The organism is Sphingomonas sp. CFBP 13733 (assembly GCF_014841795.1).
Taxonomy (GTDB): domain Bacteria; phylum Pseudomonadota; class Alphaproteobacteria; order Sphingomonadales; family Sphingomonadaceae; genus Sphingomonas; species Sphingomonas aerolata.
In genome coordinates this window covers 347,183-367,134 of record NZ_JACYUP010000003.1, presented here as the reverse complement: position 1 = coordinate 367,134, position 19,952 = coordinate 347,183, and the positions used below count along the sequence as shown (strand labels likewise).

24 protein-coding genes and 1 tRNA gene are annotated in these 19,952 nt (G+C 68.3%); 17 read left to right on the top strand and 8 right to left on the bottom strand.

The features are described from left to right. Positions 1 to 282 precede the first annotated feature (282 nt). Both murI and hemA read left to right on the top strand, forming a co-directional pair. A complete protein-coding gene (gene murI / locus IFT71_RS10260) occupies positions 283 to 1,077 on the top strand; it encodes a glutamate racemase (protein WP_192140661.1) in 795 nt (264 codons plus the stop codon). Between the two features lie 136 nt (positions 1,078 to 1,213). Then, complete coding sequence (gene hemA / locus IFT71_RS10255) at positions 1,214 to 2,476, top strand: 5-aminolevulinate synthase (RefSeq protein WP_192141240.1); 1,263 nt, start codon at positions 1,214 to 1,216, stop codon at positions 2,474 to 2,476. A gap of 11 nt (positions 2,477 to 2,487) precedes the next feature. On the opposite strand, the gene IFT71_RS10250 is transcribed toward hemA, so the two are convergent. The 4 genes from IFT71_RS10250 to IFT71_RS10235 are packed head-to-tail and all read right to left on the bottom strand — an operon-like array spanning position 2,488 to position 4,672. Further along, positions 2,488 to 2,952 carry a DUF3429 domain-containing protein gene (locus IFT71_RS10250; protein WP_192140659.1) on the bottom strand — a complete coding sequence of 155 codons (465 nt, stop codon included), beginning with the start codon at positions 2,950 to 2,952 and terminating at the stop codon, positions 2,488 to 2,490. Then, positions 2,952 to 3,671: an anti-sigma factor gene (locus IFT71_RS10245; protein WP_342212634.1), complete on the bottom strand. Its 720-nt coding sequence runs from the start codon at positions 3,669 to 3,671 to the stop codon at positions 2,952 to 2,954. Before IFT71_RS10245 ends, IFT71_RS10250 begins: the two co-directional genes overlap by 1 nt. Continuing rightward, on the bottom strand, positions 3,664 to 4,233 hold the full coding sequence (locus IFT71_RS10240; RefSeq protein WP_031441039.1) for a sigma-70 family RNA polymerase sigma factor: 570 nt from the start codon (positions 4,231 to 4,233) through the stop codon (positions 3,664 to 3,666). The genes IFT71_RS10245 and IFT71_RS10240 overlap by 8 nt, the downstream gene beginning before the upstream one ends. Positions 4,234 to 4,243: 10 nt before the next feature. Then, positions 4,244 to 4,672 (bottom strand): hypothetical protein, encoded by a 429-nt coding sequence (locus IFT71_RS10235; protein WP_159511904.1) that lies wholly within the window; start codon positions 4,670 to 4,672, stop codon positions 4,244 to 4,246. A gap of 160 nt (positions 4,673 to 4,832) precedes the next feature. Here IFT71_RS10235 and rpiB point away from each other — a divergent pair, with 160 nt between their 5' ends. The 5 genes from rpiB to IFT71_RS10210 all read left to right on the top strand — a co-directional run bounded on the left by rpiB (position 4,833) and on the right by IFT71_RS10210 (position 8,580). Then, positions 4,833 to 5,291, top strand: coding sequence for a ribose 5-phosphate isomerase B (gene rpiB / locus IFT71_RS10230; protein WP_192140657.1), 459 nt, complete (start codon positions 4,833 to 4,835; stop codon positions 5,289 to 5,291). Further along, positions 5,288 to 6,598: a serine hydroxymethyltransferase gene (locus IFT71_RS10225; protein WP_031441042.1), complete on the top strand. Its 1,311-nt coding sequence runs from the start codon at positions 5,288 to 5,290 to the stop codon at positions 6,596 to 6,598. The genes rpiB and IFT71_RS10225 overlap by 4 nt, the downstream gene beginning before the upstream one ends. Positions 6,599 to 6,603: 5 nt before the next feature. Next, entirely contained in the window at positions 6,604 to 6,783 is a 180-nt protein-coding gene (locus tag IFT71_RS10220) for a hypothetical protein (RefSeq protein WP_031394946.1), read from the top strand. Continuing rightward, positions 6,784 to 7,248, top strand: coding sequence for a transcriptional regulator NrdR (nrdR, locus tag IFT71_RS10215; protein ID WP_031394945.1), 465 nt, complete (start codon positions 6,784 to 6,786; stop codon positions 7,246 to 7,248). It abuts the gene before it with no gap. A gap of 195 nt (positions 7,249 to 7,443) precedes the next feature. Next, entirely contained in the window at positions 7,444 to 8,580 is a 1,137-nt protein-coding gene (locus tag IFT71_RS10210; RefSeq protein WP_192140656.1) for a TrmH family RNA methyltransferase, read from the top strand. Between the two features lie 151 nt (positions 8,581 to 8,731). Here IFT71_RS10210 and IFT71_RS10205 read toward each other — a convergent pair whose 3' ends face one another. Next, entirely contained in the window at positions 8,732 to 9,031 is a 300-nt protein-coding gene (locus IFT71_RS10205; RefSeq protein WP_031394943.1) for a chorismate mutase, read from the bottom strand. A gap of 192 nt (positions 9,032 to 9,223) precedes the next feature. Here IFT71_RS10205 and rpsD point away from each other — a divergent pair, with 192 nt between their 5' ends. Continuing rightward, positions 9,224 to 9,838 (top strand): 30S ribosomal protein S4, encoded by a 615-nt coding sequence (gene rpsD, locus IFT71_RS10200; protein WP_031394942.1) that lies wholly within the window; start codon positions 9,224 to 9,226, stop codon positions 9,836 to 9,838. A 118-nt stretch (positions 9,839 to 9,956) separates the two neighbouring features. On the opposite strand, the gene IFT71_RS10195 is transcribed toward rpsD, so the two are convergent. Continuing rightward, complete coding sequence (locus IFT71_RS10195) at positions 9,957 to 11,951, bottom strand: alpha/beta hydrolase family protein (RefSeq protein ID WP_244654860.1); 1,995 nt, start codon at positions 11,949 to 11,951, stop codon at positions 9,957 to 9,959. A 187-nt stretch (positions 11,952 to 12,138) separates the two neighbouring features. Here IFT71_RS10195 and IFT71_RS10190 point away from each other — a divergent pair, with 187 nt between their 5' ends. From IFT71_RS10190 to aguB, 4 genes are read left to right on the top strand one after another with little or no spacing between them, the layout of a single operon-like run. Beyond that, positions 12,139 to 13,770: a M28 family peptidase gene (locus IFT71_RS10190; RefSeq protein WP_192140655.1), complete on the top strand. Its 1,632-nt coding sequence runs from the start codon at positions 12,139 to 12,141 to the stop codon at positions 13,768 to 13,770. Beyond that, entirely contained in the window at positions 13,771 to 14,739 is a 969-nt protein-coding gene (locus tag IFT71_RS10185) for an agmatine deiminase family protein (RefSeq protein ID WP_192140654.1), read from the top strand. It abuts the gene before it with no gap. After that, positions 14,739 to 15,089, top strand: a complete 351-nt coding sequence (locus IFT71_RS10180) for a DUF3147 family protein (protein ID WP_159511899.1) — start codon at positions 14,739 to 14,741, stop codon at positions 15,087 to 15,089. Before IFT71_RS10185 ends, IFT71_RS10180 begins: the two co-directional genes overlap by 1 nt. Positions 15,090 to 15,097: 8 nt before the next feature. Continuing rightward, complete coding sequence (gene aguB, locus IFT71_RS10175; protein ID WP_037529912.1) at positions 15,098 to 15,958, top strand: N-carbamoylputrescine amidase; 861 nt, start codon at positions 15,098 to 15,100, stop codon at positions 15,956 to 15,958. A gap of 6 nt (positions 15,959 to 15,964) precedes the next feature. Here the strand turns inward: aguB and IFT71_RS10170 are convergent, their stop codons facing one another. Continuing rightward, complete coding sequence (locus IFT71_RS10170) at positions 15,965 to 16,636, bottom strand: uracil-DNA glycosylase (RefSeq protein WP_031441050.1); 672 nt, start codon at positions 16,634 to 16,636, stop codon at positions 15,965 to 15,967. 22 nt (positions 16,637 to 16,658) lie between these two features. Here IFT71_RS10170 and folK point away from each other — a divergent pair, with 22 nt between their 5' ends. The 5 genes from folK to IFT71_RS10145 all read left to right on the top strand — a co-directional run bounded on the left by folK (position 16,659) and on the right by IFT71_RS10145 (position 18,940). Then, entirely contained in the window at positions 16,659 to 17,135 is a 477-nt protein-coding gene (folK, locus tag IFT71_RS10165) for a 2-amino-4-hydroxy-6-hydroxymethyldihydropteridine diphosphokinase (protein WP_192140653.1), read from the top strand. 19 nt (positions 17,136 to 17,154) lie between these two features. Beyond that, positions 17,155 to 17,230, top strand: a tRNA-Lys gene (locus IFT71_RS10160). Positions 17,231 to 17,316: 86 nt separating this feature from the next. Then, positions 17,317 to 17,736, top strand: a complete 420-nt coding sequence (locus IFT71_RS10155) for an HIRAN domain-containing protein (RefSeq protein ID WP_192140652.1) — start codon at positions 17,317 to 17,319, stop codon at positions 17,734 to 17,736. Between the two features lie 175 nt (positions 17,737 to 17,911). Beyond that, complete coding sequence (locus IFT71_RS10150) at positions 17,912 to 18,181, top strand: DUF1488 family protein (RefSeq protein WP_031395725.1); 270 nt, start codon at positions 17,912 to 17,914, stop codon at positions 18,179 to 18,181. Positions 18,182 to 18,187: 6 nt separating this feature from the next. Beyond that, positions 18,188 to 18,940, top strand: a complete 753-nt coding sequence (locus tag IFT71_RS10145; protein ID WP_183936089.1) for a phosphatase PAP2 family protein — start codon at positions 18,188 to 18,190, stop codon at positions 18,938 to 18,940. A 12-nt stretch (positions 18,941 to 18,952) separates the two neighbouring features. Here the strand turns inward: IFT71_RS10145 and galE are convergent, their stop codons facing one another. Further along, positions 18,953 to 19,933, bottom strand: a complete 981-nt coding sequence (gene galE, locus IFT71_RS10140) for a UDP-glucose 4-epimerase GalE (protein WP_192141234.1) — start codon at positions 19,931 to 19,933, stop codon at positions 18,953 to 18,955. Positions 19,934 to 19,952: the final 19 nt, after the last annotated feature.

The following is a 19,952-nucleotide window of genomic DNA, read 5'->3' as shown; positions in this document are numbered from 1 at the left end:
GTCAGGACCCAGGGTCGCGGGCACCGTCCTGCTTGGCTCTGGGTCCTGACTTTCGTCAGGATGACGGCAGTAGGGACGTAAGCGAGTGAACCCCAACCCCTCTCCCCTCGGGGAGAGGGAGGGGCCCGCGCGAAGCGTGGGAGGGTGAGGGCACGTGAGGCTATGGCCCCCGCGACATCCCCACCCCGTCATCCTGACTTTCGTCAGGATGACGGAAGAAGAGCGGCCCCTTCTGCCGCCCCCAGGCTGTCACCCGCCACCGATACCGCCTAAGGCGCGGTGATGGACGTTCGCCCCATCCTGTTCTTCGATTCCGGCGTCGGCGGCTTGTCGATCGTCGGCCCCGCGCGCGCCGCCCTGCCGGACGCGCCGTTCGTCTATGCCGCCGACTCGGCCGGCTTTCCCTATGGCACCAAGAGCGAGGCGGAGATCGCCGCGCGCGTGCCGGTGCTGCTCGGGCGGCTGGCGGAGCGGCATCGGCCGCGGCTGATCGTGATCGCGTGCAACACCGCGTCGACGATCGCGCTGCCGGTGGTGCGCGCCGCGCTCGATCTGCCGGTGGTCGGCACGGTCCCCGCGATCAAGCCCGCCGCCGCGCTGTCGGTGACGCGGACGATCGGCGTGCTCGGCACCGAGGCGACGGTGCGCCAGGTCTATGTCGACGATCTCGCGGCGCGGTTCGCGGCCGACTGCACCGTCCTGCGCCACGGCTCGGCGGCGCTGGTCGAGATGGCGGAGGCCAAGCTCCACGGCCGCGCGGTCGCGCCCGACCGCTATGCCGCCGTCCTCGACGGCCTGTTCGCGCAAGCGGGCGGCGAGGCGATCGACGTGATCGTCAACGCCTGCACGCATTTTCCGCTGGTCGCTCCCGAGCTGGCCGCCGCCGCCGGGGCGCGGGACATCCGCTTCGTCGATGGCGGCCCCGGCATCGCCCGCCGGATCGTCCACCTGATGCAGGGTCAGTCCTGGGCCGGCGCCGGCGAAGGGGTCGCGGTCTTCACGCGACTCGGCCCCGACGAACAGGCGCTCGCCCCCGCGCTCGCCCGGCACGGGTTCACCCGGATGGAGCAGCTCTGACGCAAGGCTTGGGACAATATGCCCGCTTGCGTCATGCGCGCAGCATGGCAATGTTCTACAAGGACGAGGAAAGCGATCACCGTAACAACGGTATTGCGCTGGATTAGACGGAAAGCGAGGCGTAGTGCCCCAGGTCATGATTACGGATGTCTCCACGACGGCCGACGGCATTGCGGGCCCACGAGTCGATTATTCGCGCGTCTTCACGCAGGCGATCGACCGCCTCCATGCCGAGGGCCGCTACCGCGTCTTCATCGATATCCTGCGCAACAAGGGCGCGTTTCCGAACGCACGCTGCTTTGCCGGGCATAACGGCCCCAAGCCGATCACCGTCTGGTGCTCGAACGATTATCTCGCCATGGGCCAGCATCCCAAGGTGATCGCGGCGATGGAAGAGGCGCTGCACGATGTCGGTGCCGGCTCCGGCGGCACACGCAACATCGGCGGCAACACGCATTACCATGTCGACCTGGAAGGCGAACTCGCCGACCTGCACGGCAAGGAAGCGGCGTTGCTGTTCACCAGCGGCTATGTCTCGAACGAGGCGACGCTGGCGACGCTCGCCAAGGTCCTGCCGGGCTGCATCATCTTTTCGGACGAGCTGAATCACGCGTCGATGATCGCGGGCATCCGCAATTCGGGCTGCGAGAAGCGCGTGTTCCGGCACAACGACCTCGCGCATCTCGAGGAGCTGCTCGCGGCGGAAGATCCCGCCGCGCCGAAGCTGATCGCGTTCGAGAGCGTCTATTCGATGGAAGGCGATATCGCGCCGATCTCGGCGATCTGCGATCTCGCCGATCGCTACAACGCGCTGACCTATTGCGACGAAGTTCATGCGGTCGGCATGTACGGCGCGCGCGGCGGCGGTATTTCCGAACGCGATCAGGTCGCGCACCGGATCACGATCCTCGAGGGCACGCTCGGCAAGGCGTTCGGCGTGATGGGGGGCTATATCGCCGCTGATCGCACGATCGTCGACGTGATTCGCAGCTATGCGCCGGGGTTCATCTTCACGACCTCGCTGTCACCCGTGCTCGTCGCGGGCGTGCTCGCCAGCGTGCGGCACCTCAAGGCGTCGAGCGTCGAGCGCGACGGGCAGCAGGCGTCGGCCGCGATGCTGAAGGTGATGCTGAAGGATGCCGGGCTGCCGGTGATGATCGGCGACACGCATATCGTGCCGCTGATGGTCGGCGATCCGGTCAAGGCGAAGAAGATCAGCGACGTGCTGCTCGCCGAATACGGCGTGTACGTCCAGCCGATCAACTATCCGACCGTGCCGCGCGGTACCGAGCGGCTGCGCTTCACGCCAGGCCCGGCGCATACCGAGGCGATGATGCGCGAACTGACCGACGCGCTGGTCGAGATCTGGAGCCGTCTGGACCTGCGCAAGGCGGCCTGAGCCGGACCGGCCTATAGTGCCGCCGCCGCGAGGGTCAGGACACCGAGCCCCAGCGACAGCGGCACGCGCAGCGCCATCCACCCCGGTGGCGCGATGCCGGCGCGGACCAGCGCCCGGTCGACGAGCAGCGCGCCGATCAGGCTGATCCCGAGCACCACCAGCGACGGCCCCGGCCAGCGCAGCCCGACCATCCACGGCCAGGCGGTCACCAGCGCGATCAGCGACGGCGCGACGCTCGCGAACCACAGCCAGCGCGGCGCCACTTCGGTGCGTGCGGCAAGTCCCCACCACAGCCCGCCGAGAAAGCTGAGGATCAGCGCGGCATAGGCATAGGCGACCGCCAGCGCGGAAAAGCGGCTCGCAGGGTCGTTGCCGAGCAGCAGCGCGACCGCGCCGATCTGCGGCAACAGCCCCGACAGCCCGAGCAGCCGCGCGATCGGCGGAATGCCACCGGAGGGCGCGGGCGCGGGCGCCATCAGACCCGCGCGACCACGCCGGTCGCGACGACCGGACCGGTCGGCAGCCCGGTCGGCGAGCCGCCCAACGGTTCGATCGAGATCGCCAGCGTCGCGCCCGGCGCGATCCGGCCGCGATCCGCGCCCCGCGGCGCCAGCACCGTCGGCCGCGCGGCAAGCAGCCCGAGCGAATGCGGCACGCCGTCGCCGCCGATCACCCAGAGCTGCGCGACACGCGCATCGGGCACGCCCGGCCCGGCGGCCACGCGCAGCGCCCCGGTCGCGGGGTCGTACACCGCGGCGACGGGCGACTTGGCATCGCCCAGCATCGCGACGAGCACGCTGCTCGGCCGCGCCGCCGGAATCGGCTGCGACACCGGTGGCGCCGACCGCGGCTCGACCGCGATGAACAGCAGCAGGCAGGCGGCGACCGCGCTGCTCGCCGCCGCCAGCCAGGGCCAGGGCGACCGCGCCCCGCTGCGGAGCGTGGTCACGCCGTCGGTGGCATGACCCGATTGGCGGGTGAGGGCGTCGAGGCTCGTCTCGACCCGCGCCGCGAGCTGCGGTGGCGCGTCATGCTCGGGCCACAGGTCGAACAGCGCTGCGAACTGCGTGCGCCACCATTCGACATCGGCGGCGAAACCGGGCTCGGCGAGCAGGCGGCGCACCGCCGCCGCCCGCTCGTCGCCTTCGAGCAGGCCCAGGGCGAATTCGCCCGCAAGCGGATCACGATCAGCCACCGAGGCAATCCTTCAATCGGGCCAGCCCGCGCCGCACCCAGCTCTTCATCGTCCCGAGCGGCACCGCGCGACGCAGCGCGAGCTCGGCATAGGTCACGCCATCGAAGAACGCGGTCCGGATCACGTCGCGCTGCTGCTGCTCCAGACCCTCGAGACAGGCGTGCAACCGCCGCGTCGCCTCGTCGTCGAGCAGCAAGGCCTCGGCGCTCGGCTGCGGGTCGGCAATGTCCGGCGCATCGTCGATCGGCGAGGCGCGGCGCACGCCCTGTGCGCGCTGCCAGTCGATCGCGCGGTTGCGTGCGATCGTCGCCAGCCAGGTGATCGGGCTCGCACGACCGGGTTCCCAGCCACCGGCGCGCTTCCAGATCGTGAGATAGACGTCGTGCAGCACATCCTCCGCGGCTTGAGCGTTGCCACAGATACGCAGGGTGATCCCGAAAAGCTTCGCCTGGGTCAGCGCATAAAGCTCGCGAAAAGCGTCACGGTCTTCCTCGCCGGTCCGGATCAGGACGCTCGAGAGATGGGCGCGGGCGGCATCCGCCTGGGGCTTGGACAGGGTCACGCGACCGACACTAGCGCGTTGATCCGCGGCGACAATAGCCTTCGCCCGTCTTGACCGTCAGGCAATCGGTCTTGCCGGCCAGATATTTCAGACCCGTCGCGTCGCCGTTCGTCGGCCGCAGGATCTCGCGCACGCCGTCGCGCGTGAAGACGATCGTGTCGCCCACCGCGCGCGCGTCGAACACCGCCTTGTGGTCGAGGTCCCACTGCATCGCGAGCCGGAACTGCCCCGGTTCGCCCGCCGGCGTCACGTCGAGGACCATGCCCTCGACGCCGATCCACCGCCCGGACAGGTCGCGCGTTGGCTCTGCCACCACTTTTTCCGGCCGCGTTGTCTCGGTTGCGCCCGCCGACGTCATGCTCGCATCGCCGCGCGTCTCGGGTGCCGGGCCGGAACAGGCGGCGAGGACGAGGGCGGCAGTTAGGGCGAGAGCTTTCATGGGGATCTCTTTGCAGGCGGCAGGGCGGTCATTGCAATCCTCCCCCTGGCGGCGGAGGATCGTCACGCTCTATGCGCCGCCTTCGCGAACAGGTGTGGCAAATCCCGGCTCGGCTCGGTAAAGGGCTGGGCACCCGATCCCGATCACAGGAATACGCCAGGTGCGCATCGCCATCGCGTCCGACCACGCCGCCGTTTCGTTGAAAGCGGTGCTGACCGCGTGGCTGCGCGAGGCGGGGCATGACGTGCTCGATCTCGGGCCCGAGGGCACCGCGAGCGTCGATTATCCCGATTACGGCTATGCGCTGGCCGCCGCGATCGAGGACGGTCGCGCCGAGCGCGGCATCGCGCTGTGCGGCTCGGGCATCGGCATCTCGATCGCCGCCAATCGCAATCCCGCCTGCCGCTGCGCGCTCGTGTCCGAGCCGCTGTCGGCGAGCCTCGCGCGGATCCACAACGACGCCAATGCCATCGCGATGGGCGCCCGCCTGATCGGCGAGGAAATGGCAAAAGCGTGCGTAGACGCCTTCCTGTCCGCCGACTTCGCCGGCGGCCGTCATCAACACCGTGTCGACAAGCTCTCCGCCGTCGACCGGACTTCCGCAAAGGTCCCCGCATGAGCACCCAGCCCAACACGCTCCATGACGTCCAGCCGGACGGCTTCTTCACCCGCGGCCTCGCCGATGCCGATGCCGCCGTCTTCGCAGGCGTCGAGGCGGAGCTCGAGCGCGAGCAGACCCAGATCGAGCTGATCGCGAGCGAGAACATCGTCTCGAAGGCGGTGCTCGAGGCGCAGGGCTCGGTCTTCACCAACAAGTACGCCGAGGGCTATCCGGGCAAGCGCTATTACCAGGGCTGCGCGCCGTCGGACACGGTCGAGACGCTCGCGATCGAGCGCGCCAAGCAGATCTTCGGCTGCGGATTCGTCAACGTCCAACCGCATTCGGGCGCGCAGGCGAACGGCGCGGTGATGCTCGCTTTGGTCAAGCCCGGCGACACGATCCTCGGCATGAGCCTCGATGCCGGCGGCCATCTGACTCACGGCGCCAAGCCCGCCCAGTCGGGCAAGTGGTTCAACGCGATCCAGTACGGCGTCGACGCCACCACGCACCTGATCGACTATGACCAGGTCGAGGCGCTGGCGGTCGAGCATCAGCCGAAGCTGATCATCGCGGGCGGCTCGGCCTATCCGCGCGTCATCGATTTCGCCCGTTTCCGCGCCATCGCGGACAAGGTCGGCGCGTATTTCATGGTCGACATGGCGCATTTCGCCGGGATCGTCGCGGCGGGGCTTCACCCGACGCCATTCGGTCACGCGCATGTCGTGACCACCACCACGCACAAGACGCTGCGCGGTCCGCGCGGCGGCATGATCATGACCAACGACGAGGCCATCGCGAAGAAGATCAACTCGGCGGTGTTCCCGGGGCTCCAGGGCGGGCCGCTGATGCACGTGATCGCAGCCAAGGCGGTCGCGTTCGGCGAGGCGCTCCAGCCCGACTTCAAGAGCTATATCGCCGCCGTCGTCGAGAATGCGAAGGTGCTGGCGGCGACGCTCAAGGAGCGCGGCTCGGATGTCGTCTCGGGCGGCACCGACACGCATCTCGCGCTGATCGACCTGACCCCGCTCGGCATCACCGGGCGCGACGCGGACGAGGCGCTCGAGCGTGCAGGCATCACCTGCAACAAGAACGGCATCCCCAACGACCCGTTGCCGCCGATGAAGACCAGCGGCATCCGCGTCGGCACCCCTGCCGGCACCACGCGCGGCTTCGGTCCGGCCGAATTCCGCGAGATCGGCAACATGGTCGCCGACGTGCTGGACGGGCTCGCGAAAAAGGGCGAGCATGGGGACCCGCAGGTCGAGGCGGACGTTCGGGCACGTGTTCGCACGCTGTGCGCGCGCTTCCCCATCTATCAAGGATAACGAGCATGTCGAAGATCGATGACATCCAGAACGACATCAAGGCGACCCCCGGCCTCGGCAAGAGCATGGCCAAGTGGAGCGCGCTCGGCGCGGTCGTCGCGATCCCGGTGCCGGTGATCGGCCCGATCTTCGGCGCGCTCGCAGGCGCGGGCTATGCCTATTACAAGGGCAAGAAGAAGGTCTGAATGCGCTGCCCCTTTTGCGGACATGAAGACAGCCAGGTCAAGGACAGCCGCCCCACCGAAGACGGGGCGGCGATCCGGCGCCGGCGCCAGTGCGAAGGCTGCGCCGCGCGTTTCACGACGTTCGAGCGCATCCAGCTGCGCGAACTGTTCGTCCTGAAAAGCGAGGGCCGCAGGGAGCCGTTCGACCGCGAGAAGCTGCTCCGCTCGCTCTCGATCGCCACACGCAAACGCGCGATCGAGCCGGGGCGGATCGACAAGCTCGTGAGCGGCATCCAGCGGCGGCTCGAGACGCTCGGCGAGAACGACGTCACATCGAAGCGGATTGGCGAGATGGTGATGGACGGGCTCAAGGGGCTCGATTCGGTCGCGTATATCCGGTTCGCTAGCGTGTACCGCGACTTCAGCGAGGCGAAGGACTTCGAGGCGTTTGCCGGGAGTGTCGAGGAGGTCGGGCGGGCGGAGTGATCCGGGCGTCGGTCGGGTCCCTGGCGAGCGGCCCTTCGACTTCGCTCAGGGCGAACGGAAGGGGGCGAGGTCCTGCGGGCCACCCGGTCCCGAGAGCCTGCGCGCTCGTGGCGACGCGCGCCACCCCCACTCCGTTCGTCCTGAGCGAAGTCGAAGGACTTGTTTGACCACCACGCCACCGCGTAAGCCCCGGCCATGACATTCTGGGCCTATATGGTGCGCTGCGCCGACGACAGTTATTACACCGGACATACGGACGATCTCGAACGCCGGATCGGCCAGCACAACCTCGGCGAGGTGGCCGGCTACACACAGACGCGCCGCCCGGTCGAGCTGATGTGGAGCCAGGATTTCCCGTCCCGACAGGAGGCCCTCGCGGCCGAGTTCCAGGTCAAGGGCTGGTCGCGGCGCAAGAAAGAGGCGCTCTCGCGGGGCGACTGGGCGGATCTGCACGATGCGGCGATCCCGCCGAGGGAGCGTGCCCTTCGACTGCGCTCAGGGCGAACGGATGGGGGGGGGGACGCCTCACCACCAGTCACTGTTGATGAAACACTTCCTCCCCCCGTTGGTGCTGAGCGAAGTCGAAGCACCTTGGCGGACGCAACCCCACCCCCCGTCATAATCCTAGTCCGCCCCCAACTCGGCGAAAACATCGGCAAGGCCGCGCGCGCGATGCTGAACTTCGGGCTCGTCGAGATGCGCCTCGTCTCCCCGCGCGACGGCTGGCCCAACCCGTCGGCCGGCCCCGCCGCCAGCGGCGCCGACATCGTCCTGCAAAACGCCAAGGTCTATGACAGCGTCGCCGCCGCCACCGCGGACTGCGCACAGGTCTTCGCGACAACGGTCCGCAAGCGCGGCGTCACCAAGCCCGTTATGACCCCCGAACAGGCCGCGACCGAGATCCACGCCGCCCCCGGCCGCTCCGCCATCCTGTTCGGACCCGAGCGCTCAGGGCTAGAAACCGACGACGTCGCGGTCGCGCGGACGATCATCACCGTGCCGATCAACCCCGAATTCGGGTCGCTCAACCTTGCCCAGGCGGTGATCCTGGTCGCCTATGAATGGTCCAAGGGGCTGACCGCGGAGCGCGAGCTCAGCCAGCCCTCGATCAACCCGATCATGCCGCCCGCACCGCAGGAAGAGCTCGACGGGATGATCGGCCAGCTCGACACGATGCTGATGGGCGCGGGCTTCTTCTATCCGCCCGACAAGATCCAGACGACGCGCCGCACGCTGCGCACGCTGCTGACCAAGCCCGGCTGGTCGAGCCAGGAGATCCGCACGATGCGCGGCGTGCTCTCGTCGCTGGCGGGGAAGAAGCCGCGGGGGTGAGGGGAGCGGGCGCGCCTACCCGAATTCCGTCATCCCCGCGAAGGCGGGGATCCATACCGGCGAACGCTGGCGCTCAAGGGGCCAAACTTTGCCACTATGGGTTCCCGCCTCCGCGGGAATGACGGACTTGGTTAAAGGCAGGCCTGTTCTTCTAGCGCCGGTCGAACGCCGCCAGCTCATACGCGATTGACGCCTCGACCAGCCCCTCCCACAGATCCGCGATCGCCGCGTCGGGCAGCCCCAGCCGCGCGGCCTCCGCCCGCGCATTCTCGATCACCTGAGTCTTGCGCGCCTCGTCGCGCACATGCCCCCGCTCGGGCTTGATGCGCGCGGCGGCGTCCATATAGGCAAAGCGTCTGGCCAGCAGCGCGACGAGCTCGCGGTCGAGCGCGTCGACGCCCGCGCGGACCTCGGTCATGGTGGTACAGTCGGGGCCGGATAGGATGGTCATGCCGCCTCTTGCCGAGCGGCCCGCACGCTGTCCAGCTTGACTCTGGCAGGCGCGGCGTCTAGGCGCCCGCCTTCGCAATGGCCCTGCACCCCGGTGAAGCGGTGGCCCTGCCTTGTCCGGACCCTTGGGTCCTATGACGACCAGCAGAGCGATACCGGGACCAACGTTGTTTGCATTTGCAAAGGTTTTATCATGTCGAAGCGTCAAAGCGCAAAGTACAAACTCGATCGCCGTATGGGCGAGAACATCTGGGGTCGCCCCAAGTCGCCGGTCAACAAGCGTGAATACGGCCCCGGCCAGCACGGCCAGCGCCGCAAGGGCAAGGTCAGCGACTTCGGTATCCAGCTGCGCGCCAAGCAGAAGCTCAAGGGCTATTATGGCGACGTGACCGAGAAGCAGTTCCGCGCCTGCTATTTCGAAGCCGCGCGCATGAAGGGCGATACCAGCCAGAACCTGATCGGCCTGCTCGAGCAGCGTCTCGACATGATCGTCTACCGCGCCAAGTTCGCGCCGACGATCTTCGCGGCCCGCCAGATCGTTTCGCACGGCCACATCCGCGTCAACGGCGTGAAGTGCAACGTCGCATCGCGTCGCTGCTTCGTCGGTGACGAGATCACGCTGGGCACCAAGGCGCAGGAGATGGCGCTGGTGATGGAAGCACAGACCCTCGCCGAGCGCGAGATCCCCGACTATGTCGCCACCGACGGCGCCGCCAAGGTCACCTTCACGCGCGTGCCCACGCTCGACGAAGTGCCCTATCCGGTGAAGATGGAACCGAACCTCGTCGTCGAGTTCTATTCGCGCTAAGTCTAGCAACGCGAGACCGGCCGGCGTCGCGCAGGCGACGTCCGACGACGTGGCCCCGCCACGGCGCGGTTCGAAAAAGGAAAAGGGCGGTCCTCCGGGGCCGCCCTTTTTCGTTGCGCTACATCCCCATCGCGTTGCGGAGAAATGCATCCGCCTTGGCAAGCATCAGGGTACGCGCACCATCGTCGTCCAGCTGGTGATCGAGGCCGGGGAATTCGACGAGCTCGACCTTGCCGCCCGCCCCCTTCAGCCTCGATGCCATCAGCCGCGATTCGTCGATGCCGACATTGCGGTCGCGGTCGCCGTGGAACAACAGGACGGGCGCGGTGATCCGGTCGGCATGGCGCGCGGGCGATCCCGCCTGAACGTGCGGACCGCGACCGATAAAGGCGTCGACCACCGTATAACTGGTAAACCCGCGCGCTTCCTCGCGAAATGCATCGAGATCGGTCACCGGCGCGACCGCGACGATTGCCTTGAACAGCCCGGGTTCGGTGACCGCCGATTGGAGCGCGGCATAGCCGCCATAGGACCAGCCGACGATCGCCAGCGTGGCGGGCGCGGCAATTCCCTGGGCGACCAGCCAGCGGCCGGCATCGTCGACATCGCCGATCGCGGTGCGCCACGACTGGAAGCCGTTTTTCTGGAACCAGGCCGAGCCATAGCCGGTCGAGCCGCGGAAATTGGGCTGAAGCACGGCAAAGCCGCGCGCGGCGAAGAATTGCGGGAGCCAGTCGAACCCCCATTCGTCGCGCGCACCCGGCCCGCCATGCGGCATCACGATCGCGGGCAACCCCTTGCCGCTGCTGCCGGCGGGCAGCGTCAGATAGCCCGGGATCATTGTCCCGTCGGCCGCGCGAAAGCTGATCGGCTTGACGCTGCCGAGCGGGATGCCGGCGAGCTGTGCGCGTGCCGGCATCACCTCGCCCATTTTCCGGGTCTTGCGGTCGAGCAGGTAATAGCGGCCGGGATCGACGTCGCTTCCCGCGAACAGCAGCAGCGTGTTCTCATCCGCACTGGCATCGATGAACGTCACGATCGGCTTCCCCGGCAGCGCCGCGTTGAGCGACGCCGCCAGCGCGCGCAGTGCAGGATCGAAGAACGCCACCTCGCGCCGATCGGTCGCATAGGTGGCACCGACCACGCGGCTTTGCCGGCCGATGCGGATCAGGCCGTCGACATCGACATCGGGGTGGGCCAGCACGAGCTCGCGCTTGAGCGTGCCGTCCAGCGCGACCTTGAACAGCGCCTGGCGGCCATCCTTGTCGTCAAAGCCATAGGCGATGTTCAGCGCCGGATCGACGGCATAGGGATTGAACCCGGTACCGTTCTGATCGCCCTCCAGCCGGCTCAGCGGCAGCCAGGCGCGATCGCCGGGCTTCCGGTACAGATAGTCGGTCCGCCCGGTTTCGTAGCCGGAGTTGCTTCGGCTGCGCAGCCCCATGATCCGCACCATGCCGCGACCGTCGCTGATATACTCGTCCGCCGTCCCGCGCGGCGCCTCGATCGTCCGCCGTGCGAGCGTGACGCTGTCGATCCGTTCGACGCCCAGGCCCTCGCCGCTGCTCGCGGTCTGCATCCCGGTCGTCATCTCGGGCACGAAGCTGCGCGTCATCAGCACAGCGCCGGCGACGCCGTCGGCGGTCCAGTCGATCACGCTGCCGCCGTCCTGCATCATGCCGAGCGAACGGTCGTTGGTGCGGGCGCTGAGCATCTTCATCGCGCTGCCGTCGCGATTGATCGCGACCGTCCGGCTGAAGCCGATCAGCCCGAAACTGCTCTTCGACGCGGTCCGGATCTGGCAGATCACGCGGATGTCGGTGGACCATCGACAGGAGGTCAGCGTTTCGGGATCCCCCGCCGCGGACAGGATCGGCTGTGCCACCTCGCCCGTGGTCATGTTCGCGATCCGCAGCGCGGCACCGTGCCCGCGAACGGGTACGATCATCGCGACATGCGTCCCGTCGGGCGACAGGCTCATCTGCTGGACCGCCTCGCGCGCGCCGAACGCCGCCGCCATCGGCCCGGCCGGGTCCGCGGCGCCCGCCGTCGTTGAAATCCCCACGCACAGCGCCATGCCCGCGCGCACGCGCATCATCGATCGCAACCGCATTCTTATCCCCCGAACCAAGCCCCGCTACGTAACCTAGCAACGCCGCGCGCGATGACAAACGCGCACTTTCGTCCAATTTGCACCAGACCGGGGGCGGGGACCGAGGCGACCACCGCGGGGGTGGCGCATGCCTTGCGCGGCGGGGGGCACGCTGCCAGAACGCGCGGCACTTACTCGGGAGATCCCTATGCGCGCTGCCCTTCTGCCCTTGCTCCTTCTCGGCACCGCCGCCTCGGCGCAGACCGCGCCCGCGATCTCGGTCGAGACGCTCAAGACCGTCACCCAGACGCTGTCATCGGACGCCTATGAAGGCCGCGCGCCGACCACGCCGGGCGAAGCGAAGACCGTCGCCTATCTCGTCGCGCAGATGAAGGCCGCGGGGCTGAAACCCGGCAACAAGGGCAGCTGGACGCAGGACGTGCCGATGGTCGAGATCACCGCCAAGGACGTCCGGCCGTTCGTCTTCACCGGTGGCACCGCCCCCGTCAGCCTCGCCTATCGTACCGACATGGTCGCGGGCACCTACCGCGTCGCGCCGACCGCGACCGTGACGAACAGCGACGTCGTGTTCGTCGGCTACGGGATCACCGCGCCCGAAAAGGGCTGGGACGATTATGCGGGCGTCGACGTGAAGGGGAAGACCGTCGTCATCCTCATCAACGACGCCGACTGGCAGACGATGGGCCGCGAAGGGCCGTTCGAGGGCCGCGCGATGACCTGGTATGGCCGCTGGCCGTACAAGTTCGAGAATGCGGCGAAGCACGGCGCGGCGGCGGCAATCATCGTCCATGACACCGAACCCGCGGCCTATCCCTGGGCGGTGGTGCAGTCGTCCTGGACCGGGCCGCAGCTCGAACTCGACGAGAAGGGCGATCATCTCGACCAGTCGCAGGTGATCGGCTGGATGCAGAAGCCCGCCGCCGAACGCGTCTTTGCGAGTGCGGGCAAGGACTATGCGGCGCTCGCCGCGGCGGCCAAAGTCAAGGGCTTCAAGGCGGTACCGCTCGGCCTCAAGCTGTCGACGGGTTTTGCCAACACGATCCGGCGCCAGGCGTCGAAGAACGTCATCGGCGTGCTGCCGGGGACGACCGCACCGGACGATTACGTGCTGTATTCGGGGCATTGGGATCATCTCGGCCGCTGCGATGCGGTGGGTGGCGACGACATCTGCAACGGTGCGGCGGACAATGCGACGGGCACCGCGGGGCTGATCGCGCTCGCACAGGCGCATGTGAAGGCCGGCCCGGCGAAGCGCTCGATCGCGTTCCTCGCGGTGACCGCGGAGGAATCGGGGCTGCTCGGCTCGCGCTATTATGCCGAACATCCCATCTATCCGCTCGCGCGGACGGTCGGCGGCGTGAACATGGACGTGCTGAACGTCGACGGCCGCGTGAAGGACTTCGTGCTGACGGGCGCGGGCAAGTCGGAGATCGAGGATCTGGTCAAGCCGTTCGTCGCCGCGCAGGGCCGCGTGATCGGCGTCGAGGCCAACCCCGAACGCGGCGGCTATTACCGCTCGGACCATTTCAGCTTCGCCAAGCTCGGCGTGCCGATGCTCGACGGCGGCAGCGGCGAGGACCTCGTCGTCGGTGGCACCGCGGCGGGTCATGCCGCGCGCGAGGACTATGTCGCGAACCGCTATCACAAGCCCGCGGATGAATATGACGCTAAATGGGACTGGTCGGGTGCGGTCGAGGATCTGACGATCTATTACGGGCTCGGCCGCAAGCTCGCCGACGACACCGCGCTGTGGCCCAACTGGTACAAGACCGCCGAATTCCGCAACATCCGCGACAAAGATCGCGCAGGAGCCAAGTAAGTGACGACACTCCCCCCGCCCGCCGAATGGGCGCATCACAAGGCCGTGTGGATCGGCTTTCCGAGCCATGCCGATCTGTGGCTCGACGATCTCGAACCCGCGCGTGACGAGGTCGTCGCCTTTGCGTCCGCAGTCCATGCCGACGGCCGCGGCGAGACGGTGATCCTGGTTGCTGCGGACGAGGGCTCGGCGCGGACCGCGCGCCGGCTCGCGCCGTTCGCCGAGGTCGTGGTCGAGCCGTTCGGCGACATCTGGCTGCGCGACACCGCGCCGATCATCGTCGGCGACGGCACCGCGCACCAGTTCGTGTTCAACGGCTGGGGCGGCAAATACGACCTGCCCGGCGACGACACGATCGGCCGCCGTCTCGCCGAGAGTCGCGGAAAGGCGCTCGCGGCGTTCGACTGGGTGCTCGAAGGCGGCGCGGTCGATGGCGACGGCACCGGCGTGGTCGTCACGACCGAGCAGTGCCTGCTCAACCGCAACCGCAACCCCGACCTCGACAAGGCGGGGATCGAGGCGCGGCTGAAGTCCGATCTCGGCTTCAGCCAGGTCGTGTGGCTCGGCGACGGGCTCGTCAACGACCATACCGACGGCCATGTCGACAATCTCGCGCGCTTCGTCGGCGAGGGCCGCGTCGCGATCCCCGAGGCAGCCGAGAACGACCCCAACTGGCAGGTCTATCAACTCGCGAAGCGCGCTGCGGAACGTGCCGGCCTGACGGTGGTCGGCATCCCGTCGCCCGGCCGCGTGCTGCGCGACGAGGAGATCGTGCCGGCCAGCTACATGAACTTCTACATCGGCAATGCCGCCGTCGTCGTGCCGCTCTACGGTGCGGAGAATGACGACGCCGCGGTCGCGGCGATCCAGGCGATCTTCCCCGATCGTCAGGTCGTCGGGCAGCGTGCGGACCATATCCTGACCGGCGGCGGCAGCTTCCACTGCATCAGCCAGCAAATCCCCGGCTGATGCTCGCCTTCGCGGTCCGCGCGGTCCTGTCCGGGATCATCGTCGCGCTGATCGCGCTGGTTGCCCGGCGGAGTCCGGCGGCAGGGGCGCTGGTCGCGTCGCTGCCGCTGCTGTCGGTGCTCGGCATGATCTGGCTGTGGCACGACACCGGCGACCGTGTCCGGCTGGCCGCGCATGCCGAGGCGACCTTCTGGTACGTGCTGCCGTCGCTGCCGATGTTCCTGCTGATCCCGGCGCTGTTGCGGCACGGCGTCGGCTTCTGGCTTTCGCTCGCTGCCGGTTGCGTCCTGACGATCCTTCTCTATCTCGCGGTCGTCGCAATCGCGGCGCGCTTCGGCGTGACGCTATAGGAATTCGCATGACCGAGATCACCGTCGCCGCGCTCCAGCTCGGTTTCACTGCCGATATCGACAAGAACATCGCCAATGTCTCGCGCCTTGTCCGCGAAGCTGCGGCGCGCGGCGCGCAGGTGATCCTGCCGCCCGAATTGTTCGAGGGCGAATATTTCTGCCGCGTCGAGGACGAGGGCCTGTTCGCCAACGCCGCCCCCGTCGGCGAGCACAAGGCGGTGCTCGCGATGCAGGCGCTCGCCGAGGCGCTCAAGGTCACGATCCCGACCAGCTTCTTCGAGGCCGATGGCCCGCATCACTATAACAGCCTCGCGATGATCGGCCCCGACGGCGAGGTGCAGGGCGTCTATCGCAAGAGCCACATCCCCGACGGCCCGGGCTATGAGGAAAAATTCTATTTCCGCCCCGGCAATACCGGCTTCAAGGTCTGGCCGCACACTGCAGCGCAGGGCCGCTCGACGCTCGGCGTCGGCGTCTGCTGGGACCAATGGTATCCCGAGACCGCGCGCGCGATGATGCTGATGGGCGCCGAAGTCCTGTTCTACCCGACCGCGATCGGCAGCGAGCCGCACGACACCAGTCTCGACACCGCGCGGCTGTGGCGGCGTGCGATGGTCGGGCATGCGGTCAGCAACGTCGTCCCGATCGTCGCCGCCAACCGCGTCGGTGTCGAGCATGGCCAGACCTTCTACGGCACCAGCTTCATCGCCGACGAGCGCGGCGATATCCTCGCCGAACTCGGCCGTGACGACGAGGGCGTGATCACCGCAACGATCGACCTCGACATCGTCAAGCGCCACCGCGCCGCCTTCGGCTTCTTCCGCGACCGCCGCCCCGATCTCTACGGGCGGCTCGTCGCGGACGTCTGACGCAGCTTATGCTGCTGCGATGCTGCGCCGCAATTCCAGCGCCCGCGCGAAGACCGCCTCGAACATCTCGGGGGTCAGGACGCGGGTATTCTGGTTGTAGCGCGAGCAGTGATAGCTATCGATCAGGATGCGGCCGTCGGGCATGACATGCTCGGCGAGATGGCCGAACTTCGCCTTGGGCAGGCGTCCGCCGAGCAGCTTGACGCTGGTCTGGTGCGCGATCTGGCCGAGTGCGATGAAGATCCGTGCCTTGGGCAGTTCGGCGAGCTGCGATTCGACGAACGGCCGGCAGGTGCGGATTTCCTCCGGGGTCGGCTTGTTCTGCGGCGGCAGGCACTTGACCGCGTTGATGATGATCGCGCCGTTCAGCTTCAGCCCGTCATCGGGTTTCGCAGCGAAGACGCCGTCTGCCAGCCCGAATTTGCCAAGCGTATCGTAGAGCAGCTGCCCCGCGAAATCGCCGGTGAACGGGCGGCCGGTGCGGTTGGCGCCGTGCTTGCCGGGGGCGAGGCCGATGATGCCGAGCCATGCGTCGGGATCGCCGAAGGCGGGGACGGGCGCGTTCCACCAGGTCGGGAATTCGGCGCGCAGCTCGTTGCGGAAGGCGACGAGGCGCGGGCAATTGGGACAGTCGTGCGGCGGCTCGGTTTCGGGCAGCGGGGAGGGTGCGAAGTTCATCGCGGTGCGTTAGGCGGGTCGGATGGAGCGGACAACCTATGCGATCGCGCTCGGCTCGAATCGGCGCGGGATCCACGGCGCGCCCGCCGCGACGATTCGCGCCGCGCTGGCCGCGGTCGGCGGTGTCGTCGCCGTGTCGCCGATCATCGCGAGCGCACCGCTCGGGCCGTCGATCCGGCGCTATGCCAATGCGGTCGCGCTGATCGAGACGGACGACTCGCCGCCCCTGCTGCTCGCGCGGCTGAAGCGAATCGAGACCGCGTTCGGGCGGCGGCGCGGGCGCCGCTGGGGATCGCGGGTGATCGATCTCGACATCATCCTGTGGTCGGAGGGCGTTTGGCGGGGGCCGGGGCTGACCGTGCCGCACGCCGCCTACCGGGCCCGCGGCTTCGTGCTGGCACCGCTCGCGCGCATCGCGCCGCGCTGGCGCGACCCGCTGACCGGGCAAAGCGTCCGCCATCTCGCGCACAAGGTTGACCGACCGCGGCTGCGCCCCTAGTGGCTCGCAGCCGATGTACGGGTCCGTAGCTCAGTTGGTAGAGCAAGCGACTTTTAATCGAGAGGTCCCGGGTTCGAGCCCCGGCGGACCCACCATCGGCACCTCCTCCTCTCGCAAGCCCCGATTCGCCCCCCCATTCGCACTGCTTGATCGGCCGCGCCGGCGCGCGCATCGTCGCGCGATGGACGAATTCACCACCTCGATCGTCGGCATCGACTTCCCCAATGCGGACAAGACCCGGAGCAACCGGCGGATGGAAATCCTGCTCTGTGCGCCGGGTGACCGCGTCACGTTGCGCCGCGAACCGAAGAATCCGCATGATTCGAATGCGGTCGGCGTGTGGAGCGAGCGCGACATCCAGCTCGGCTATATCAGCGCCGAACGCGCGCCGATGATCGGCCGGCGGCTGCAGGCCGAGGAGACCAGCGCGCTGTTCCAGGCGATGCATCAGGGGGGCGCGTATATCCGCATCCGCTTCGGCGGGGGTGACCCTTTGCTGCCGCCGCCGATCGCGGATCCTGGCCCCGCGCCACCCCCGCCCGAACCCGACCGCGACGACGGCTTCTACCGCGACGAGGACGGGCCCGAATGGGGCGCCTGATCGCTGGGCGTGGGGAAACACCGCGGCGTGGACCTTTCCCGGATCGAAGGCCGGGCTCACGGGTTATCGCTGCCTGACCAACCCTGTATCGGCGAAGCGCAAAACGCGTTTTACCGGCTTGCCCTGCACGAGGGGCGAGGGCAGGGACGATCGCGTAACCCCGGGAGTTCAAGACATGGCCAGCAGCCTCGTAATCGACCAGAACAGCCTTACCGACAATGACCGCGAGCGGCAGGTCGAGTTCACCGCCGAGATCGACGGCGACGACCGTGATTTCGCGGTGAAATATGCCGTGCTGAAGGAGCTCAGCGGCGACGAGCCCGAGGACGACGCGCTCGAGCTGTTCGAGCGCTTCAGCGACGAGATCGTCGACGTCTGCGCCGAAGCCGCGATGAAGAAGCCGTCCGCATCGCTCATCGTCATCGACGAGGGCGATCTGGAATAATTCCGCATGACGGCGTCGGCCGGCCGTGGCGACGGTGATCGCAGCGTGACGCCCGGCGTCGCCACCCCGGGCGAGGCGCATCGCCGTCGCCTGCCGGTGGTGCTTGCGGGCGCATCGGTCGGCGCGGTCGCGATCGCGCTCGTCCTGCTGATCGGTCTCGCGGTCGGCCACTGGCCGTTCGATTTCGACCGCGCGATCATCCTCAACCTGCGCGCCTGGGGCGGGCCGTCCTGGCTGCCCAAGGTCGCCGCCGACGTCACCGCGCTCGGCGGCGGCGTTGTGCTGACGATCATCGTGGTGCTGGCGGCGGGGCTGCTCGCGGTCCAGCGGCTCTGGCTCAGCGCGGCGGCGACACTTGCCGCCAGTATCAGCGGCGGGATGGTCGTCGCGCTGGTCAAGACCGAGGTCGCCCGGCCGCGACCCGACATCGTCGACCATCTGGTCCAGGTGTCGAACATGAGTTTCCCGAGCGGGCATTCCGCGAACAGCGCGATCGTCTATCTCACGCTCGCCGGGCTCGCGTCGCAGGTCACCGTGTCGAATGCGGCACGGCGCTACATCCTCGTCATGGCGATCCTGATGGTCGGGGCGATCGGATGCAGCCGCGTCTATCTCGGCGTCCACTGGCCAAGCGACGTGCTCGCCGGCTGGAGCTTCGGGACGCTGTGGGCGCTCGGCTGGTGGCTCGCCACCGCCCGCGCCCGGGCGGCGATCGGCGGCGAGCGCCACGCCTTTGGCCGCCCGCCCGCCGACGCCTGATCGGGCCCGTCTTTAGCGCTGGCGCTCGGCGAGCGTGCGCTCCCAGGCCAGCGCATCGCGGACGATCCCGTCGAGATTGGCGTGGCGCGGCTGCCAGTCGAGCGTCGAAAGGATCGCGCTGTTGTCCGAGATCAGCATTGCCGGATCGCCCGCGCGACGCCCCTCGAGACGGCGGTCGATCGTCATGTTGGTGACCTTGTCGACCGCATCGAGCACCTCGAGCACCGAGAAGCCGGTACCATAGCCCGCGTTGAGCGTGTGGCTCTTCGCCGGCTCGGCGACCAGCAGGTCGAGTGCGGCGACATGCGCGGCGGCGAGGTCGCTGACATGGATATAGTCGCGCACGCCGGTGCCGTCGGGGGTGGCGAAATCGGTGCCATAGACGCCGACATGGCTGCGCTTGCCCGTCGCCGCCTCGACCGCGATCTTGATCAGGTGAGTCGCGCCGACCGTCGACTGGCCGCTGCGCCCCTGCGGATCCGCGCCCGCGACGTTGAAATAGCGCAAAGCCGCATAGTTGATCGGGTGCGCCGCCGCGACGTCGCGCAGCATCGCCTCGGTCATCAGCTTCGACATGCCGTAGGGATTGATCGGCACGGTCGGATCGCCCTCGGCGACCGGCACCTTTTCGGGCGTGCCATAGGTCGCCGCGGTCGACGAGAAGATGAAGTGCGGCACGCCTTCCGCCACCGCGCTCTCGATCAGCGACCGGCTGGCGGCGGTGTTGTTGCGGTAATATTTGAGCGGGTCGCTGACCGATTCGGGCACCACGACCGAGCCGGCGAAATGCATGATCGCGCGGACCTTGTGATCGCGGATCGCCGCGCGGACCTTCGCATCGTCGGCGACGTTCGCCTCGACCAGGTTCGCGCGGGGATCGACCGCCCAGTCGAAGCCGGTGACCAGATTGTCGACCACGACCACCTCATGCCCCGCGTCGAGCAGCGCCAGGACCGCATGGCTGCCGATATAGCCGGCGCCGCCCGTTACCATCACCTTGCCATCAAGCCTT

Excerpts from the sequence above, each read along its gene's own strand:
- nrdR (WP_031394945.1), top strand. The coding sequence starts at position 6,784 with ATGCGCTGCCCCTTTTGCGGACATGAAGACAGCCAGGTCAAGGACAGC.
- IFT71_RS10145 (WP_183936089.1), top strand. The coding sequence starts at position 18,188 with ATGACGGCGTCGGCCGGCCGTGGCGACGGTGATCGCAGCGTGACGCCC.
- IFT71_RS10210 (WP_192140656.1), top strand. The coding sequence starts at position 7,444 with ATGACATTCTGGGCCTATATGGTGCGCTGCGCCGACGACAGTTATTAC.
- IFT71_RS10195 (WP_244654860.1), bottom strand. The coding sequence starts at position 11,951 with ATGCGGTTGCGATCGATGATGCGCGTGCGCGCGGGCATGGCGCTGTGC.
- hemA (WP_192141240.1), top strand. The coding sequence starts at position 1,214 with ATGATTACGGATGTCTCCACGACGGCCGACGGCATTGCGGGCCCACGA.
- IFT71_RS10205 (WP_031394943.1), bottom strand. The coding sequence starts at position 9,031 with ATGACCATCCTATCCGGCCCCGACTGTACCACCATGACCGAGGTCCGC.
- folK (WP_192140653.1), top strand. The coding sequence starts at position 16,659 with ATGGAGCGGACAACCTATGCGATCGCGCTCGGCTCGAATCGGCGCGGG.
- IFT71_RS10170 (WP_031441050.1), bottom strand. The coding sequence starts at position 16,636 with ATGAACTTCGCACCCTCCCCGCTGCCCGAAACCGAGCCGCCGCACGAC.
- galE (WP_192141234.1), bottom strand. The coding sequence starts at position 19,933 with ATGGTAACGGGCGGCGCCGGCTATATCGGCAGCCATGCGGTCCTGGCG.
- IFT71_RS10190 (WP_192140655.1), top strand. The coding sequence starts at position 12,139 with ATGCGCGCTGCCCTTCTGCCCTTGCTCCTTCTCGGCACCGCCGCCTCG.
- IFT71_RS10220 (WP_031394946.1), top strand. The coding sequence starts at position 6,604 with ATGTCGAAGATCGATGACATCCAGAACGACATCAAGGCGACCCCCGGC.
- IFT71_RS10180 (WP_159511899.1), top strand. The coding sequence starts at position 14,739 with ATGCTCGCCTTCGCGGTCCGCGCGGTCCTGTCCGGGATCATCGTCGCG.
- murI (WP_192140661.1), top strand. The coding sequence starts at position 283 with ATGGACGTTCGCCCCATCCTGTTCTTCGATTCCGGCGTCGGCGGCTTG.
- rpsD (WP_031394942.1), top strand. The coding sequence starts at position 9,224 with ATGTCGAAGCGTCAAAGCGCAAAGTACAAACTCGATCGCCGTATGGGC.
- IFT71_RS10225 (WP_031441042.1), top strand. The coding sequence starts at position 5,288 with ATGAGCACCCAGCCCAACACGCTCCATGACGTCCAGCCGGACGGCTTC.
- IFT71_RS10250 (WP_192140659.1), bottom strand. The coding sequence starts at position 2,952 with ATGGCGCCCGCGCCCGCGCCCTCCGGTGGCATTCCGCCGATCGCGCGG.
- aguB (WP_037529912.1), top strand. The coding sequence starts at position 15,098 with ATGACCGAGATCACCGTCGCCGCGCTCCAGCTCGGTTTCACTGCCGAT.
- IFT71_RS10155 (WP_192140652.1), top strand. The coding sequence starts at position 17,317 with ATGGACGAATTCACCACCTCGATCGTCGGCATCGACTTCCCCAATGCG.
- IFT71_RS10235 (WP_159511904.1), bottom strand. The coding sequence starts at position 4,672 with ATGAAAGCTCTCGCCCTAACTGCCGCCCTCGTCCTCGCCGCCTGTTCC.
- IFT71_RS10150 (WP_031395725.1), top strand. The coding sequence starts at position 17,912 with ATGGCCAGCAGCCTCGTAATCGACCAGAACAGCCTTACCGACAATGAC.